Source organism: Paenibacillus sp. P3E (genome assembly GCF_001909045.1).
Lineage (GTDB): Bacteria > Bacillota > Bacilli > Paenibacillales > Paenibacillaceae > Paenibacillus_AQ > Paenibacillus_AQ helianthi.
Map to the genome: position 1 here is coordinate 66,552 of NZ_LVWH01000159.1, position 17,193 is coordinate 83,744.

Sequence of the window (17,193 nt, forward strand, 5' to 3'; positions counted from 1 at the left end):
ATGCCCGAAAATGAAAGGATCGATGCCCCGATGAACAGCCATACGGCACAAAACCAGCTTCTGCACGTTGCAAATGAAGGGATGTCGGTCAGCTGTCACGCTGTTCCTTCATGGCATATCCCCGGCTTCTATTTCGATACGACCGGCCATCAGACAGCCAAACGGCTGATGGAGGCGGATGCCCAGTCCGCCTGCACGGCAGCGTTAGCCTACCGGTTCACGGGCGAATCCATTTATGCGGATAAGGCAGCCGAACTGATTGATGGCTGGGCAACCGTCAATAAGGAGCTGGCCGGGGACGACGGCCCCCTTGTCTCCGCCTACCTGGGAACCGGCTTGATTCAAGCGGCTGAGCTCATCAAGCACTATCCGGGGTGGCCCAAGGAGAATAAAGATCAATTCATCTCCTGGATGAGCGAGGTTTTCTTACCGGCATGGGTGACAATCCCGCTTAGAAACAACTGGTGGAGCTGGAGTCTTTATGCCCGGTTGTCCCTCTTCCGCTTCATGGATGACCAAGCCCGTTTTGCGGAAGCAGCGGCCCATCTCAAAGAACATATCGATAACTCTCTTGCACCTTCGGGATTGATTCCGGAAGAAACCATGCGGGGATCGAATTCAATCTGGTACCATTATTTCTCTCTCGCTCCCATCACCGCAGCCATGAAGCTGATCCATGACACAACCGGCGAAAATTTGTTCCACTGGACCTCTCCCGGCGGAGCAAACATCAAGACGGCACTCGATAAGTTATTCTATTATGCCGATGGGCACATCGAGGAGTGGCCGTACGATAAAGATCAGAAATTCCCGGAGCCGCTGGCTTCCGATTCGTGGCCGCTGGACCTATTTGAAGCCATGTCCAAGGTTTACAAGGAACCCGAATATGAACGTTTCGTCGCCCTTTATCGTCCGATAACCGGCAATAAAAATCTGAACAGCGGGTATTATCAGTCCTATGCCTGGATTTTCCCCGAGCTGCAATTCATGGATGAATAGGCAGGTGCTCCTGAGGAGCGAAGTGGAATTAGTGAACTTAATTGTGCCGGGAAGCGTTCTCACAGAGCTGTTAGGTGGAATCAGTAGACTTAAACTAGGCATATTCAGCTGTAAATAGACGAATGTGCCGAATGAAGTCTACTTTTTCCAACAAGCGCTTGCGAGGAGTGGGAACGGTAGATTTAAGTTCACTTTTTCCACTTGAGCCTGCCGCCAACTAGGGTTCTCCGAGGAAGAAGAGACAGAGGAAGCAAAGGTTTATCGGCAAGCAGAGGCAGTACCTTTCCCCCACGTCTCAACCAAAACGGCTGTACTGTCCAGTGAAGGACGGCACAGCCGTTTTGCTTATTCCAATTCATCCGCAGATCCAAATATGAGTTAGCCCTGCGTCCCCGCCCTTGCCAGAATATCAACTGCATCCCGCTGCAGGTAGGCCGCAGCTTCAGCCCGGATATGCTTGCCGCTTTGGGCCTGCACCTGTTGAAGGAATGCTTCCACTTGGCCGTGATCAAGTTTGGTGCTCAGACTGTTTGCAATGCCATGATTGTCTATCCATGACATCTCTCTGAACAGGCTGACCAGCGCTTTCAGCGAGTTAACGTCGGCATAGGTCGTGAACGTTACTGTGCGCTCCTGGGTATTCCCCGCCTTATCGCTGGCGGATACAATGAAGGTGTGGGTGCCAAGACCCAGCGTGTACAGCGGAACCGCAGCCCCCTGAACTACGGTCTGGTCATCCAGCAGCGCAGCGGTCTTGCTGTCATCCACTCCGGACATAACATCGGCAGCGGTCCACGACAGGGTGAGGGTTTCCGTACCTGCGTAAGCTCTCACAGCTGGCTCTGCGACGGATACCTCAGGGGCGCTGCTGTCCAGCTTGAAGCTCAAGGTTTTCGCATCCTCGCTGTTTCCGGCCTTGTCCGCTGACCGGTAGGCCACCGAATAATGGCCATCCTGGCTAAAAATCAGCGGCCCCTGGTAGGGCAGCCAGGTCCCTCCGCCATTCATGCTGTATACGGTATCTGTTACGCCGGAGCCTATATCCGCAGCATTCAACTGAACCGTTACGGGGCTTACATACCAGCCGTCCGGGCCATCTGGCAGCGACGGGGTAGTGACGGCCGTGGTTACCGGGGCAGTCCGGTCAATCATTGTAAACTTGACGTCATCAAACCACAATTCGCTGAAGCCGCCTACATAAAAGCCTACCGTTCCCGTCAGATTATGTTTGGGATCGGAGCCATCCAGCCTCAGCTCACCGTTCACATACACGCGGATGCTGGCGCCGTCAACCAGAATACGAAGGCTGTATTCCGTATTTGGCTGCAAGTCCATGGTTGGAACATTCTTCGTTTGAAGCACCGTCCATGTCGGGCTGTAGAGAATCCACTGGGAGGTCCCGTCCGCCAATTTCTTGTAGGCGATCTTCCCGGAATTGCCTGCGGCAGAACGGTCATACACGTACAATGTCCCCGTATCGGGAATTTCCGCAGGTGTTTTCAGCTTGAAGGTCAGGTCATAATCCGTGAAAAGCTTCGGATGAAGTGCGGAAGCCCCCTTCAATATTTTGTACATTTTGTTTCCGTTCACCGTTACGATACTGCGATTGGGGTCCACCGGCCAACCATTCGCTCCTGAATCGTAATCCGTGAAGTGAAGGGTATCCGAAACCACAATCCGGACAGAGGCTGACGCTGCCGGGTTGGCAACCGAGGAAACAGTGACCACAGTCTCCCCTAAGCCCTGGGCAGTGACCACCCCGTTCTCACCGACAGAGGCCACCTCCGGATGGCTGGACTGCCAGACAACGGAACGATTCTCAGCGTCCGACGGATCGAACTGGACCTGTAGCTGCAGTTCTTCATCCATCACCATGTTAATGCTGCTCTTATCGACCAGCAGTCCGGCCACACCCTTCGTTGGTACCCTAAATTTGATATCGTCGAACAAAAGGTAATCGAAGCCGCCGGCATAGAATCCGACTTTACCGGAAGGATTAAAGGTCGGGTCGTTGGCCTTCAGCTTGAGCTTGCCATCGGCATAGACACTGATCTCCTGTCCCTTGACGATAATCTTCATATTGTAGATTGTATCCGGCTTCAGATCCTGAGCGGCCAGCACATTCTGCTTCACCGTACCCCAGGCCGCATTATACAGAATCCAGGCAGAGGTTCCGTCGGCATACTTCTTGTACCCGATTCTACCTCCACTGCCGTTCGGATTCAGTCTGTCGAACACGTAGAACGTGGCCGACTCCGGAATCGCCGGAGGTGTCTTCAGCTTGAAGGTCAGTTCATAATTGCTGAAGTCGTTCTCATTCAGCGTCGTCGCACCTTTTAGCAGCTTATACATATGGTTGCCGCCATCGACTTCTACGATGTTCCGGTTCGAATCGCTCGGCCAGCTGTTGCGGCCGTTCTCGAAATTCGTATCATCCATAATCCCGTCACCGACTTCAACAGTCACCTGGACCTCGTCTTTGAGCAGCGGGTTGTCTTCAGAGACGGCTGTTACAACCGCACTTCCCAGATTTACACCCTTCAGCTTACCCGTCGCATCCACCTTTACCACGGAAGGATCGCTGGAGCTATACTGTAGTTTATTGTTGGTGGCATTCCAGGGAAGAACCGCCGAATTCAGGGTGTACGATTTCCCGATGCCCATGGTGAGGGTATCATCATACAATACAACACCTCGTACAGGGACCCTGTCGGGAGTCAGGTATGGGCCTATCTTGCCTACGGTGCCCATTTCGCTGAAAGGCACCGTTTGGAAGCCCGGAATCTGCTGGAACACCTCAGCGTTCGCCTTCAGATTCAGATCGCCTCCCGCCAGATTCACGAAGCCCGGATCATGGTCGGTTACCCAGTTGTTCGCATATTGGACCAGATTGAGTTTATCGTACGCTCCGTTCGCATTCGTGCCGCTTCTTGGTTTGGTTGGATTGTAGATGACATTATTCTGGAATGTGTTCGTGTCAGGATAATAGCGGTTCTCTGTGAAGAAATCCGCCAGCTCCGGATACTTGACCAGATGCGGCATGCCGGTAAAATTGTTGTATTTTTCGAACAAAGCATGCCATGGCTGCATATAGTTTTTGGAGATTTGCTGCTCGGGTCCGTCACCCAAATACATATCGGAGTAGTCATACGGAACCTTGGCATCAATAAAAAGGTTGTTCCGGGTGCGGATATGGGCACCGCCGTTATTCAAAATGGCAGAGTTGCCCATCCGGTAGAAAATATTTTTTTCGATCGTAATCCCCATAGTGAAGTTGTCAGGGTACACGCCCTGAACCCCGGCCTTGCCTTCCCCTATATTGTGAAAGTAATTCCCACGGATGACCGATCCCCGTTCCTGCGGCGCAGCCCCCAGATTCATGTAGATGGCACCGAGATCTGCGAATGTTTTGCAGACATCATAGATGTTGTTGTAATCCACGACATGGTCGTTGCCAAAGATCAGGATACCGGGATGAGGGGCATCGTGAATTTCATTATGGGAGATACGGTTGCCTGCTCCGGTCAGAATCACAGCCGGGTTATACGCTTTATGGTAATAGGCAAAATCATGGATGTGGCTGTTCTCGACCACATTATTGCCTGGCGCAAGCGTCAGGCGGTCTCCGCCGTTCAGAATCACTCCTGTTCCCCCGACATGATGAATATGCGTGCTGACGACAGCATGGTTAACCCCAGTACCCTTCGCAAAGTCATTGTACAGCCAGCGGCTCTGGGTATTGATCCGTACACCACCTTCGGTGAAATTGCGGATTTCGCAATGCACGAGCCGGACACTATTACCGCCCATGATAACCGCTCCTGAATCCCGGCCATTCTCCAGAATCAGGTCCTCAAAGGTGACATGAGATGTATTGACGGTACTGATCATAGGGGTCTTAAGCATGGATACGGTAATTTCGGGATTGTTCCCCCCGAAGGCGGCTGTAGGCATGAAGTACAGAATACCTTGGGTCCGGTCAATATAATACTCCCCGGGCATATCGATCTCTTCCAGCAGATTCTGGGCGAAATGGAAGTCAGGATACCAGGTCTTCATAAGACCGCTCATTTCCCCGTAAGCTAATGTGATGGTCTTGTTCACCTTATCAATAGAGGCGATTTTGTTGTACGACCATTCCCAGCTATAGCCGAAGATCCCGTCGAGCCAAATATCATCCGCCTGGGTCCAAAGCTCAGGCCGCTCATAGGTGTAGGTGAAGGTGCCTCCCCGCGTCTGCAGGTCGGCGTCCTTGCGGGTCGGTCCCGGGTCAAGGATATCACCCATCTGAACTGTACCTTTGTTAGGCCATCTGGCCAGGGTCATCCCTTCACCTTCGATGTACAGCTCCATCGGCGGAGTCTTGCTTACATCATTTGCTTTGTAGTAGCCATGACGGCTCATGACTCCATAATCAGAGATGCCATGGCCCATCAGATCTACCTTAAGAACCTTCGATCTTGCATCGGTGCTGATAATCCGGTTCAGAACCTTCGGGTCCGTCACCGGGGTGAACCACCCCTTCTTCAGCTCTTGGCCACCGCTTAACCGGACCGATTCGCCCGGATAAGCCTTGTAGGTAACCGGTTTGTCTGCCGTCCCTGAATCCTGCTCTTCCAGCAGGAAGCTTCCGGTCCGGTTGTATATCCCGCCCCTCAGATATACGGTAACACCGCCTTCCGGCAATCCTCCGCCCTGCTTAAGCTGGCGTATGGTATCTCTGGCCTTTTCCAGGGTAAGGAAGGGACTTCCCTCTGATCCCGGATTGGAATCGCTTCCATTTTCAGATACATAATAGACTGCTTCAGAACTGTGTGACTCCTCTGCCTGAATCGCCGCGGCCGGGAAACATCCTACTATTAATGCAATGATCGATAAGACAATAAACGTTCTTCTTCCCATGTTATATGAAGCCTCCTTATCGATTGGAGTATCTGAAAGGGAACCGTGGAGTCCCCCGAAGCGAATCTTACCCTTTCACTGAACCAATCATCGTTCCTTTCTCAAAGTATTTAAGCAAAAACGGGTACAGCACAAGCACGGGCAAGGAGCATACGATCACTGACGCCATCTTCAGACTCTCCGGTGCAGGAGGGATCAAATTGGTTGCCGTAGTGAACGGGTCCAGCTTATTCTCGATAAGAATCTGCCGGACGACTTGCTGGAGTACGAACTTCGACTGGTCGGTGACATACAACAGATTATCCATAAAGGCATTGATATGGTGTACCAGCGACCAGAGTCCGATCGTCACCAGGGACGGAATAGAGAGAGGCAGTACGATGCGGAACAGAATCCGCATGTCCCTGGCCCCATCGATGCGGGCCGCTTCGATCAGCGCATCCGGAATGGACCGGAAGAATGAGAGCATCACCAGAACCTGGAAGGCATTAGCTGCTGTTGGCAGCACATAGACCCAGCGCGAGTCCAGCAGATGCAGCTCTTTGATTAGCAGATAATTCGGTACGATGCCCCCGTCGAAGATCATGGTGAACAGTATAAGCATGATCAGAACGCGCTTCATAGGAAAATCCGGACGTGACAGAGGATAGGCGGCACAGACGGTAACGAGCAGCGTCAAAAGCGTTCCCACCACCATGCGGAACACTGTATTTGCATAACCCGACCAGATGAATGGATATTCCAGCAGCTCCCGGTATGCCCTCCATTCGAAGTCCCGCGGGAAAAAGTGAAATCCGCTCCGGAGCGCCTCTCCGCGTCCGCTGAAAGAAACCGCCGTAACATGGATGAACGGATACACGACGATCAGCGCGAGCAAAGATAGCACAAAATAGATGACAGCGGGTGTAATAAGATCCTGCCATTTTCTCGTCTTCATGACTGACTTCCTCCTACTCCTACCATAATCCATTTTCCCCCTTGCTCAGCTTCCTCACGGTCAGATTGGCACCCAGAATGAGCACAAGTCCCACGAGTGACTTGAACAAGCCGATAGCTGCTGTGTAGCTATACTGGAACTGCTGCAGACCGACACGGTAGACATAAGTATCGATGACGTCGCCTGTTTCAAAGGTGACCGGATTAAGCAGATTGATGATTTGTTCAAAATTTGCGCTTAAGAACCCGCCGAGACTGAGAATGAACATAATCGATATGGTCGGCATGATCGAGGGAACATTGATCCGGATGATCCGCTGCCAGCGGTTCGCTCCGTCTATGATGGCCGATTCCTGAATCTCCGGGTTAATCCCCGACAAAGCGGCGAAATAGATGATGGAACCCCAGCCCAGATCCTTCAGAATGGAGGAACCTACGACTATGGACCGGAAATATTCCTTTTTGCCCATGAAGAAGATAGGCTCCTTTCCGAACCAGCCCATGATGTCAGCCATAATCCCTGTAGTCGGCGACAGAAAATAGATGATAAGACCCGACATGATTACCCAGGATACGAAATGGGGCAAATACATCGTCGTCTGAATGAATCTCTGGAAGTACCGGGAGCGGACCTCGTTCAGCAGAATCGCCAGAATAATCGGAGCCGGAAATGCAAAGAGCAGCTGATAAAAGTTCAAAAGCAGGGTGTTTTTAAGAAGACGGTAAAAGTCGCTGCTCTGAAACAAATCCTGAAAATGCTGAAATCCCACCCACGGACTTCCCCAAATTCCATCCACAACCTTGAAATCCTTAAATGCAATGACCACGCCATACAGCGGACCATATTTAAAAACAATGAAAAACGCAAAGGCAAACAGAAACAGCGCCAATAATTCTCCATGCTTTCGTATGGTTTTCATCTTACACTCCCCTGAAACCCTTATTTATTTTTTGAATTGAGCCTGATACATCTCGTTGGCTTCCTTGGTCAATTCATCGCCGCCTCTGGATTTCCATTCTGCAACGAACTTATCAAAATCTTCGAGTGGAATTTCTCCGCTGATGATTTGAGCGAAATATTTCTGCATCAGTGAAGTCAGGTCGTTTTTGTATTTCCCGTCGGAGGGCAGTGCCGAGAACAACAGCGCATCCGTCTGCCTTGGAGCGGATGAATAGGTTTTGATTGCTTCATTCAGAGCCGGATTGGAATATTTCTCGCGGTATGCCTGAGTCGTGATATTGCCAAGCGAGAAGAGCCGGATGCCAGCCTGATCGCGTTCTTCCGCTTTCTCAAATCCAGCCAGGAACTTGGTGGCTCCTGCGGTTGCCCCGCTCTCCGTAAAGTCCCAATGAGTCCCCTTCACTCCGAGATTGGTCATATTGATGGTTTCCTCATCGCTGCTCTCTGCCTTCAGGATCTCGAACAGCTTGTTGAGCTTCTCCGGCTGATCCTTCACTTTGTTGCTGATGACGACAAAGTTGCTCTTTACTCCCCAATCCCACGAGCCGTCACCGCCTGGACCCTTCGGATTCTTGGCAAACACCAGCTCCGAATTGGGATTCAAGGACTTCATTTCCGTCACAGTTGCCGCATCCGGGAGTGCTCCCTTGGCAATCTGTTCCTCGATGACCCCGATCCGGTTATTATAGAGTTTTTTACGATAGGAATCCTGGGTATCGGTGATGAATTCAGGGTCGATCACTCCGTCTGCGTACCACTGCCGCAGCTTCGCCAGTGCTTCCTTCGTCTCCGGCATGACAGAGCCGTTCATAATCTCCCCGTTCTTCTCATGCCACATGGTCGGTTCCACGCCGTACGCACCAAAGATCGAATAGAAGCCGGATGACCAGGTGGAGGTCGCTGTACCCGTCAGGCCGAAGGTATCTTTTTTGCCATTTCCGTCCGGATCCTTCTGTGCGAAGGCATAGACGGCCTTCTCGAATTCATCCAGCGTCTCCGGAGCCTTGGTTATGCCTACTTTATCAAGCCAATCCTTGCGCCAGAGCATCCCCAGATCATAAGGCTTCAGGTCGATAAACATAGGAATGGCCCAGAGCTTATCATCAATAGTAACGGTTTGGAACAGTGCTTTATTTTTCTCAATATCCTTGGAATACTCGGGCATCTTTTCCTTCAGCATGTTCGGATCCAGGCTCATCAGGACACCCTGGTTCTGGTACGCCGCTACATTCGCGGGATCACCCAGCATGAAGATGTCCGGAACTTCACCGGAAGCAATGCTGGCATCGGTCACTTTCACCGGCTTAATCTTTACATTGAACTTCTCTTCCAGCCACTTCTGGACCTGGGAGTTTTCCACCACTCCAGGAGCCTGGAAATGGATGCCCCATGTAATTTCCACCGGGCTTGGTGCTGCTGATTCCTTTGTATTTGCGCTTGCACTGGCATCAGGTGCTGCCGCATTATTCCCGCCGTTACCGCTGTTGCCGCAGCCAGCCAGCAGACCAGCTGCCAGCATGGCCGGCAGAACCGCATTGCCTAATTTCTTAAGCTTCATCTGCACATGTACTCCCCCTATATGAAAGAAATATGTTGACCGCTTTCTGCTTCGGCTCCCGACGTTGCCCACAGCCATAAATGATAGCGGTTACAACTTTTACGATAGCCTCCTCTGCTGCGGGATACAATCCTCTCTTTCGATTCTTTTTATGTTTTGGCCACTTCTGTGGTTTGGAACGCGTTATGTTTTTCTGTTTTTTTAATGTTTTTCGGGCTTCCGCTTACCAAAATACTCATTTGTGATATAATTCCTCTATTAATGAATGTGTATCACGCACAATTATGTAAGCGTAACCATTCTGAAAAGTGGAGTGAGACCTTTGCAGGGATACCGTTCGATCAAACATAATACGATGTTCGTCAAGCTGCTGCTTTCCTTGACCGCCATTGCCGTGATCACCGTCATTCTCATCTCCACGGTCACTTACTCGATTTCGGCGGACAACAGTATCCAGAACGCCATCGCATACAACGAATCAATCCTGACGCAGCAGCAGGAGCTGATTCACAAGGAACTGACCGCCATCAAATATGCTGCCACCGGCATGATCACGACCCAATCGTACCTGTACCATACGAAGGGCAGCAAGTTAAGCGTCAGCTCCCTGATTGATTTATCCAGCTTTGTGGAGCAGCAGAAAAAGATCAGTCCCTACATCGATTCCATCTATTTATATTACGACCCTCTGGAGCTTATCCTGACATCGCGTCCCGAGATCAAGACCTCTCCCATCTCGACCTTTGCGGACAGCTCCTGGCTGAACGTATGGAAGCAGCAGTCCGACAGCCGCACGATTTGGATTACCGGAAGACAAGATGCCTTTGCACCGGACCACCCTGCAACCAGCCTGCTTCAAAAGATGCCATTAATCGGTCATGTGAACGGCGCCATCGTCATGAATCTGAAGCTCCAGCTGCTTTTTGACGACTATTTAAGTCATTACCATAATAAAAAAGGCACCACCCTTGTATTGGGGCCGGATTCTGAATTGCTCTATTCCGATTCGGAGGCCGGAGCTTCCCTGCTGAAACAGTTAGACTTCTCTAAGCTGACCGGCGGAAACGGCTTCTATATGGATGACTCCGACCGGATCGTCTCCTATACCGTCTCAGATCTGACAGGATGGAGATTTGTTGACATTACTGAGCGCTCGGTGCTCCTGCAAGGAATGGACCGGATCAAGTTCATTGTCATTATTGTAGCGGCGGTATACCTGTCTGCGGCAATCGCCACCTCCTTTTATTTGTCCAGAAGATTGTACCGGCCTCTCCAGAGTGTGATCACCTATATCGGCGGTTCATCAGCCGGTCAGCGGGACGGAACAGGCAGCCCTCTGCCTGAAGGTGATGAAGCCGGCTTCATTCGTCATATCTTTGATCAGCTGGGCCGAAACTGGGAGACACTGATGACAGAGAAGCGGAAGGTAGATTCCCTTCTCCTTGATAACCGTACAGCCATTAAGGAGAAGTATCTGAACGACCTCATCCAGGGCGGCAGTACGGATCAGGCGGCGGAGCTGCTGGGGCTCCGTCTGGATTTTAACCGGTTTGCCGTGCTGACTCTGGAACTGGATGAGCCTTATCCAGTGAAAGGGCCGGACAGCAGCCTTCAATTCCACCTGTTGCGTTACGGCCTTATGGAGGAGCTGGGAGCCGATATCGACGGCGAGATTTTCGCCAAGGATGACAAGAGAACGGTGATTCTCTTTTCGGTTCCTCCGGAGGAGGACGATTTCCCGCTGGAGCAAGCCAAGAAGCTGAAGCAGCTTTTGCTGACCCGCTACAGTATGAATGCGACCATTGCGGTCAGCCGGATCTACAGCGGTGCAGAAGGGGTTCGTTCGGCTTATGAGGATACCCTGGAAGCTCTGAGTCTGAAGATGTATATCGGCAAAGGCGAGATCCTGCCTTACGACATCCTCGGCGAATGGAAGTCAGAGGAGGAGGCTTATTATTATCCGTATGAACTGGAAACGAAGCTGCTGCAGGCACTGCTGCAGACGGACAAGGAGGAATGCTTCAGTGTCGTCCGGCAGATCACCCGGACCGCGTTGGTTAAGAAGCTGAGCAAAGCGAATATCCAGCAGCAGTTCTTCCAGCTGAGCGGGGAGATCATGAAGACTCTTGTCCAGTCACGGGGCGATATACACGCCGTGTTCGGGGACAGACCCTCTTACGCGGATGTGCTGGCGGGTGCGGAGACACTGCCGGATATGGAGGAGTGCCTGCTGGATATGTGCGATAAGATCATCGCCTACCACAAGGAGAAGCGTTCCAGGATAACGGATGTGACCCTGCAGCTGGCAACGGATTATATGGATGAGAACTTCAATAAAAATATTTCCGTGGACACGGTTGCTGAGTATGTGCAGCGCAGCTCCTCTTACTTAAGCCGCATCTTCAAGGAGTCAACGGGGATGACCGTCAACGATTATTTGATCCAGCTGCGAATCAAACGTGCCATGGAGCTATTGAAACAGCTAGACCTTTCCATTGAGGTGATCTGCAAGGAGATCGGATATGCAAATGTAAGCTACTTCAATAAGATCTTTAAAGCCCGGACAGGGCTGACTCCCGGACAATACCGGCAGCAGGAGGCGGCAGACAGGCTGCTTGCCCAGGGAAAAGAACAGGCGGAATAATAGCGGGTCCAAGCACGCAGGAGGGGTGTTCCAAATCAAAAAAGAGCCGCCCTTCCGTCAATAATGACAGGAGGACAGCTCCCAGTTGAAATCAGTATTACCCTTTCAGATGGAGCACCAGTACATTTACCGAGTTGGCCGGCAAATTCAGGACGATGCCATTGTTGTCTAAGGAGACCTTGCGCTCGCCAGGTATCACCCGTTCATCGTCTCTTTTGTTGACATTAGGCAGATGCACAAGCGAAGCATCCCCTGTTAGGCTAACCAGCTTCGCAGCCCTCTCCACATGCACATCATGCAAGTTAAGCTGCGTTGTCTTGTCCACATTGTCGGCGTTAACAAGCTTCACATAGATATGCTCTGCGTCTTTCGTCACCGAGCTGAATATCTCTCTATTATAGGCTTCCAGCTTATAATCCAATATTTTGCTGGTCACCTTGCCATCCGAGTAGGAGCAAATCAGCCGGTCACCGGTGCCGCCGCCATAATTCAGCGTAATGGTATACTCGGTGTTGTCTGCAAGCTTTTCATATTGAGCCGCTCTTAAATTGCCTGCCGCCGTGCTGGAAGAATAATCACCCAAGGTGTAGCCTTCTATCCCTTGCTTGTACACCTTGACGCCGGTGGCGTCGCCCCCATAACCGATTGCATATTCAATGACATCTTTGTTTCCCGAAGCGATATCCGTCAGGCCGGCCCCCACATAGAAGCCATCTTCGCCCGCAAGCCTTGAAGCAACAACCTCCACTTTGTAGTCGGTCCATTCATCATTCAGGATGTATAATCCGTTCAGCCCGCCCGTTTGAGCTTTCAATACAAGTCCCTCGCCCGCCCGGATAACAGAGCCCGCAGAACCGGGAATGACCTGCCATGCCGGGTCCAGCTGCTGCGTAAAATCCTGGTTCAATAGCACGCTGCCGTCCTTATTGGAGGTTACAGTCACACGTTTTACGACGATTTCGGCGTTACCTGCTGCAATCTCGATTCCACCGCGGGGAACAAGCTCTGTAGGCTTCCCGTTTTTGTATGTGGAAAAGGAGGTTTTCAGCACCTTGTCGCCCAAATATTTGGCAAATAGCTGCTGTACATAGTAGTTCGGAGTAAACCATACGGTCTCATCGTCGAACCAGATACAGTCTGGAGTCCATCTGTACGTTCCATCGGTCAGCACCTTATTGAACAGCGGCGCATAGGCAGAGAGCAATACAACGTCGGCGTTGTTCTCAAATCCGGTCATGAGCGCCGCCTCTGCTACAGCACCGGCCAATGTATTTTTATCAGTAGATGCATATTCCCCTACAAATACCTTTGAAGTTTCTTTCCAGTCCGTGTTTCCGTCCGCATGGCTGGCTCTGTAGTAGTAATTGTACCGGTCTACATTGTTCAGCAAATACTCGTTGGAACGGTAGTAGTGCTCATCTGCGATGGTATCCATATAGTTCTGTTGTTGTTCATACCAGGTGACGGTTTCTTCAATCACTTCATAACCATCGGCAAAAGCTACCTTGGGCGATCCTTCCAGATTACCGCTCAAAAATTTCCAGCCCTGCTGATAGGCATCATCATCCGCCTGAGCGCCCACTGTCGAGATGATGTGCAGCTTATGGCCCGGATAGTTCTGCTCCATATATTCGTCGATAGAGGTTTTGAACACTTCAAAGTTGGCAAAAAACTCTGTGCCCCAGTTTTCGTTGCCCACGCCCAGATAGCGCAGATCAAACGGCGCCTCATGGCCCATTTTTTGGCGCATGGCGGCCCATTCGTTGCCCGCAAAATCCATACTGATAGCAAAATCGATCAAATCCGTAAAGTTCTTAATGAAATACTCCCGCAACTTACCACCGGCCGGATGGGCATAATCCGAGCGGGCTTGACACAGCACGCCGCAAGCCATGACCGGGAGCGGAGTTGCATTCAGGTCTTCAGCCAATTGAAAATATTCCATATAGCCCAGCCCCATAGTCATCATGTAACCCCAGACGTTATAATTCTCTTTGCGAAGCTCGATGTCTCCCACGGAATCCTTCCAGTCATACACGTTCTCCCAAATGAAGGAGCCTTCCGAGATACAGCCGCCCGGAAAGCGCAGGAATTTCGGATGCATCTCAACCAGCGCGTGGACCAGATCTTTTCTTAACCGGTAATTCGGGTTGCCCAGATAATTCGCATGTGCCGAAGCAGACTCCGCCTCTTCCCCCGCGCCCCATACATCCTGCGGCATCAAAGAGACCATATCAATGGAGATTTCACCGGCAAAAGTAAGGGCCAGCTGACCCAGAACTGTAGCCGATCCCGTCAGCACCAGCTTGGTCTTCACTCCATATTTCTTCCATATGCCGCCGCCTTCCACTTGCACGGTTACAGTGTCACTGACAGCCGCCCCGTCCGGTGCCTGCAATTGTACCGTTATTGCACCTGCAGATTCAGCCTTGGCCCATAGGGTGAATTCATATTTGGCATCCGTCCGGATAGCCATCGCACAGTGCTGATTGGAATCGGCAAAACCTTTGTTCCGAATGGTCGCCCCGTCAGCCACCTTCACATAATAGGAATTGACATCCTTGTCCGTAACCTTCAGGAATTCATTGAGACCGCCGCTGCTCTTAGGAATCATCTGCTCTACGTCTCCGGACCAGGCGAATAAAGGCTCCCGGTTCCGGCCGGTAGAGCAGCCGCACTCGCCCGAAGCATGGGAATAGGTATCAAAAGCAAAAGACTCGAAGGATCGGTTCTGCACCAGCTCCGCGTAAATCCCGCCATCAGCTGCATTGTTGATGTCCTCATAGAACAAGCCGTACAGCACTTCGCTGACATCCAATATTTCCTGGTTGCCGTGCACATTCAAGGTGTAAGGCGGCAGATTCGGCGGAATAACGGATACCTCAAATGTCTTCCGGACAGAGCTTGAGCCTTTGCTTAATGTGGCGGTAAGCGTTACTCCATAGGCAGAGTTAATATTCTGTATACGGCCCTGGTTAGAGAGCACCTCCGGGTGGCTGGACTCCCACGCCGCTTCTACCGTTCCACCCAGCAAGCGCGAGGGTAGAGCAAGGTCGTGGGACACAATGGCTGTCGGCAAGAACAAGTACTTCCCGGCGGCTAGCTTCACGATCTCTTCATCCGTTAATGAATCGCACATCACTTCGATCACTTTGTCTGCGGACAAACCGGCCTTATAGATTCTGAAATCCGTCAGGGAACCGGCAAAATCGTCATCTGCAGCATACTGGGAACGGCCGATAAAATTGCTGCTGTAATTGGACGAATCGCTTAGCGTCCCGAACCAGCGGCGAAGCTGAGCATAATTGCGGCTGGTGGTCTGGCTAATCGAGCCGTCGGCGACCGTTTCACCGTTCACATATACAATGGGTCCTGCACTGCTTAACTTGCCGTCCTCCGTACCTGTTATGGACAGTGCGATATGGATCCACTCACCTCCGGCAAACCCCCGGCCCGGATCAGCGACCAGGTCCATGCCCGCAGACAACGTTCCGCGCAATTGGCGGGTCAGGAATACAGACGGTCCCGTCTCCCCTTTACCAAAGTCAAAAATCCGTTCCCACACGCTCGTGCCCTTGCCGAAGTTCACCCAGGCCGCAACCGTTATACCAGTGTTGTCGTTCACTCCTTCAAGCAGATCGGATGGCAACTGGATAAAAGATGAACCATTCCGTCCTCCTGCAAAGGTCACAGCACTTCTTCCGCCAACTGTAGACACCACTGGCGGTAGCGTGCCGCTAACCATCCCGTGATTATCGTGACCCGAGCTGTCATTGCTGACGTTATCTGCATCCTCAAATCTGTAATGGGCAATTAATTGCTCATGAAAAGCAGTCATATTATGCATTCTCCTATTCCTTTAATTAATAAAAACATAAATAATTTAATATAAACATAAACTATACTTATCCTACCTTGTCTGCCCTCTATTTATCAAGTCTTTCTTGCAAATAGAAAATGTTGCAACCGTAACAACGCCAATAAGGCTGCCGAGATGTTCTCGACAGCCTTACCGGCCCTGCGGGCATATTGATGCGGTTTGCTCATTCTGCCTTGAAGCCGATAGGCGTTATCTCCTGTTATCCTTCACAGGCACCTCAAAATCAGGTGTGCCGTCTTCATTCCACCGGAATTGCTGTACCCGTGTATGGCGGTTCGGATCATATAACGGATCGCCCGTGATTTCCTTGTAATTCCGCGCGTGGTAGACAATAACATCCCGGCCTTCCTCATCTACCGTAAAACTGTTATGCCCCGGTCCATATTGTCCGTTCTCCTCCGTAGTATGGAATACCGGTTCAGGATGCTTCGTCCATGAAGCAGCATCCAGCAGATCCCCGTCCTCGTCTGCCTCCAGCAGCCCCATACAATAATTGTGATCGGTGGCACTGGCCGAGAAGCTGATGAAAATCCGGCCGTTCCGCTTGAGAACGGCTGCTCCTTCGTTGACTCTGAAGCCGATAATCTCCCACGGATGCTCAGGAGTTGATATCATGGTCTGCTTGCCTCGTAGTGTCCAGGGATTGCTCATTTCAGAGATATACAGGTTGGAGTTGCCTTCAATTCCGGGATCCTTCTGCGCCCACACATAATACAATGCACCCTTGTGCTGGAACGTTGTAGCATCCAGGGCAAAGGATTCCCAGGCTGTCTTCACCTGCCCTTTCTCCACCCAATCCCCTTCCAGCGGACTTACGGATGCATTCTCCAGCACGTACATGCGGTGGTCGAACAGACCTTCGTTGGTTTCTGTTGTATGAGCCGCCGCGAAATAAATGTACCACTTGCCGGCAATGTAATGAATTTCCGGCGCCCAGATATTGGCGCTGAGTGATCCTGAAGCATACTTGCGCCAGGCCACAACCGGCTGCGCTTCAGTCAGGCCTTCCAATGTCCGTGAACCTCTCACTTCGATCCGGTCATATTCAGGAACCGAAGCTGTGAAATAATACCATCCGTCGGTATGCTTATACACCCAAGGATCGGCACGCTGCTCCACCAGCGGATTGGTAAACGTTCTGTTTGCAGGCATATGATCTCTCCTCTTTGCTATGAGCTAGCCGCTGCAGTTATAACTGTCTTACCCCTGACCTCTTCGGCGGGGCGTTCCTGTGTAGCGTACTGCCATTTATGCAATTACCAAATTAGCACAGCAATACTTTTATGTAAATATGAATTTATTTAGTTTTATAT

8 protein-coding genes are annotated in these 17,193 nt (G+C 51.3%); 2 read left to right on the forward strand and 6 right to left on the reverse strand.

Translation table 11 applies throughout. The annotated features are described in order from the left end of the window. Positions 1 to 999 (forward strand): alginate lyase family protein, encoded by a 999-nt coding sequence (locus A3842_RS13285; RefSeq protein ID WP_074101729.1) that lies wholly within the window; start codon positions 1 to 3, stop codon positions 997 to 999. Positions 1,000 to 1,377: 378 nt separating this feature from the next. On the opposite strand, the gene A3842_RS13290 is transcribed toward A3842_RS13285, so the two are convergent. From A3842_RS13290 to A3842_RS13305, 4 genes are all read right to left on the reverse strand, one after another. Beyond that, positions 1,378 to 5,901 carry an OmpL47-type beta-barrel domain-containing protein gene (locus A3842_RS13290; RefSeq protein ID WP_074101730.1) on the reverse strand — a complete coding sequence of 1,508 codons (4,524 nt, stop codon included), beginning with the start codon at positions 5,899 to 5,901 and terminating at the stop codon, positions 1,378 to 1,380. Positions 5,902 to 5,968: 67 nt separating this feature from the next. Beyond that, positions 5,969 to 6,838: a carbohydrate ABC transporter permease gene (locus A3842_RS13295; RefSeq protein ID WP_074101731.1), complete on the reverse strand. Its 870-nt coding sequence runs from the start codon at positions 6,836 to 6,838 to the stop codon at positions 5,969 to 5,971. Between the two features lie 19 nt (positions 6,839 to 6,857). Further along, positions 6,858 to 7,757: an ABC transporter permease gene (locus tag A3842_RS13300; RefSeq protein ID WP_074101732.1), complete on the reverse strand. Its 900-nt coding sequence runs from the start codon at positions 7,755 to 7,757 to the stop codon at positions 6,858 to 6,860. Positions 7,758 to 7,781: 24 nt separating this feature from the next. Beyond that, positions 7,782 to 9,362, reverse strand: coding sequence for an extracellular solute-binding protein (locus A3842_RS13305; RefSeq protein ID WP_143186270.1), 1,581 nt, complete (start codon positions 9,360 to 9,362; stop codon positions 7,782 to 7,784). A gap of 316 nt (positions 9,363 to 9,678) precedes the next feature. On the opposite strand from A3842_RS13305, the gene A3842_RS13310 reads away from it, so the two are divergent. Further along, positions 9,679 to 12,000 (forward strand): helix-turn-helix domain-containing protein, encoded by a 2,322-nt coding sequence (locus A3842_RS13310; protein WP_074101734.1) that lies wholly within the window; start codon positions 9,679 to 9,681, stop codon positions 11,998 to 12,000. A gap of 97 nt (positions 12,001 to 12,097) precedes the next feature. On the opposite strand, the gene A3842_RS13315 is transcribed toward A3842_RS13310, so the two are convergent. Together A3842_RS13315 and A3842_RS13320 are read right to left on the reverse strand one after the other, a co-directional pair. Then, on the reverse strand, positions 12,098 to 15,838 hold the full coding sequence (locus A3842_RS13315; protein ID WP_074101735.1) for an alpha-L-arabinofuranosidase C-terminal domain-containing protein: 3,741 nt from the start codon (positions 15,836 to 15,838) through the stop codon (positions 12,098 to 12,100). A 231-nt stretch (positions 15,839 to 16,069) separates the two neighbouring features. Beyond that, a complete protein-coding gene (locus A3842_RS13320; RefSeq protein ID WP_074101736.1) occupies positions 16,070 to 17,032 on the reverse strand; it encodes a glycoside hydrolase family 43 protein in 963 nt (320 codons plus the stop codon). Between the last annotated feature and the right edge of the window lie 161 nt (positions 17,033 to 17,193).

Excerpts from the sequence above, each read along its gene's own strand:
- A3842_RS13285 (WP_074101729.1), top strand. The coding sequence starts at position 1 with ATGCCCGAAAATGAAAGGATCGATGCCCCGATGAACAGCCATACGGCA.
- A3842_RS13290 (WP_074101730.1), bottom strand. The coding sequence starts at position 5,901 with ATGGGAAGAAGAACGTTTATTGTCTTATCGATCATTGCATTAATAGTA.
- A3842_RS13295 (WP_074101731.1), bottom strand. The coding sequence starts at position 6,838 with ATGAAGACGAGAAAATGGCAGGATCTTATTACACCCGCTGTCATCTAT.
- A3842_RS13300 (WP_074101732.1), bottom strand. The coding sequence starts at position 7,757 with ATGAAAACCATACGAAAGCATGGAGAATTATTGGCGCTGTTTCTGTTT.
- A3842_RS13315 (WP_074101735.1), bottom strand. The coding sequence starts at position 15,838 with ATGACTGCTTTTCATGAGCAATTAATTGCCCATTACAGATTTGAGGAT.
- A3842_RS13320 (WP_074101736.1), bottom strand. The coding sequence starts at position 17,032 with ATGCCTGCAAACAGAACGTTTACCAATCCGCTGGTGGAGCAGCGTGCC.